Raw genomic sequence first — 433 nt, forward strand, 5'->3', positions numbered from 1 at the left:
AGCGAGCAAAATCGGCGGCGACGTGCATGTGCTGGTGGCCGGTGCCGGCGCCAAGGCGGCAGCTGACCAGGCCGCCAAGCTTTCCGGCGTCGCCAAGGTGCTGGTGGCCGAGGATGCAAGCCTTGCCAACAACCTGGCCGAGCCGCTGGCGGCGCTGATCGTCTCGCTTGCCGGCAGCTACGACACCATTCTGGCCGCCGCCACCTCGGTCGGCAAGAACGTGCTGCCGCGGGTTGCAGCCCTTCTCGACGTCGTCCAGGTCTCGGAAATCACCGAAGTTGTCTCTTCCGACACCTTCAAGCGTCCGATCTATGCCGGCAACGCCATCCAGACGGTGCAGACGAGCGAAGCCAAGCGCGTGATCACCGTGCGCACCGCCTCGTTCGCCTCGGCCTCCGAAGGTGGCTCTGCCTCGGTCGAGACGATCGCGGCT

General features: G+C 66.5%; 1 pseudogene. It reads left to right on the forward strand.

The annotated features are described in order from the left end of the window. Positions 1 to 433: pseudogene (locus AC1Q80_RS30870) on the forward strand (electron transfer flavoprotein subunit alpha/FixB family protein); the annotation flags it as partial.

This window comes from Ensifer sp. GW823-FHT05D09 (genome assembly GCF_058795755.1).